The sequence below is a fragment of the Marinifilum fragile JCM 15579 genome (genome assembly GCF_001310955.1).
Lineage (GTDB): Bacteria > Bacteroidota > Bacteroidia > Bacteroidales > Marinifilaceae > Marinifilum > Marinifilum fragile.
The window spans coordinates 1-1,164 of the sequence record NZ_BAZX01000069.1; the positions used below are offsets into that span (position 1 = coordinate 1).

At 29.0% G+C, this 1,164-nt stretch carries 1 protein-coding gene; it reads left to right on the forward strand.

The genetic code is table 11. From position 1 onward, the window contains the following. The first annotated feature begins 225 nt into the window (after positions 1 to 225). Complete coding sequence (locus JCM15579_RS19910; protein WP_054723050.1) at positions 226 to 1,149, forward strand: HAD family hydrolase; 924 nt, start codon at positions 226 to 228, stop codon at positions 1,147 to 1,149. Positions 1,150 to 1,164: the final 15 nt, after the last annotated feature.

Sequence of the window (1,164 nt, forward strand, 5' to 3'; positions counted from 1 at the left end):
CACAAAAGCTAAATTTCATGGGCGGTGGGAATTGCTCGAGAGTTAGTTCAATTAAAAAACACCAGCAAGCTACTTAAATTGGTTTGCTTAAAAATATAAACAAATTTATGCGGCTTGCTTATTTAGCGGTTTGATGAGATTTCTCTTTAAATCGCCCACGAAAACTTAGCAAGACCGTTGTGTGTAAGCTTAAAACCAAACAGAACCCATAAATAACTAAAATACATGAATAATATTGAAAAAGAGAGTTTAAAAAACTCGTTAAAAAAATGGTTTAGAAATACATCAAACAATATTATTTCTTCCATAATAGCAAGTATTGTTTTTACCTTTCTTTTAAATAAGGCTGAATGGCCAACAAATATTGAAAAATATAAGTCTTTTTTACTTTTAGGACTTCTATTTATTTTTCTGTCTGTACTATTCTTTTTGGCAATAAAAATATTTTCAAAAAAGACTTATCCTAAGATAAAAGCTATTGTTTTTGACTTTGATGGAACTCTTTCACGATGCAATGTGCCAGATTTACATTCAACTTGGGAGTTAATTTGGAAAGAATTAGGTTATAAAGTATCTGACTGTCATAATTTATATAAAAAATTTAAAGCAAAAGAGTTTACTCATCAAGAATGGTGTAACAAAACATGCAAAGCATTTCAAAAAAAGGAAATCTCTCCTGACAAATTAAAAGATATCGCTCAATATTTTGAATTGTTTGATGGTGTTAAAGATGCATTAGATAATCTAAAGCAAGACGGAATAAAGCTTTACTTAATCTCAGGTTCAATTGTTCAACTAATACAATACATTTGGGGTGATGATATTTATGAATACTTTGATGATATTAAAGCAAACATTTTCAGGTTCAAAAAAGGAAAATTAACTAAAATCGTTGGAACCAAATATGATTTTGAAGGAAAGGCAGAATTTATCAGAGAAATTTATCGCAATGAGAAATTAAAATCACCTGGAGAAATTTTATTTATTGGCAATTCTGATAATGATGAGTTTGCACATAAATCTGGAGCTCAAACTTTATGTGTTAATCCAAGACTTGTAAATCCACATAATAAAAAGATATGGCATGATAGTTTACGGTTCACAGATTACAAAGAGTTATTGGAGTTTATTGAAAGTAAATATTTGTAAAAAGCCAACACACAA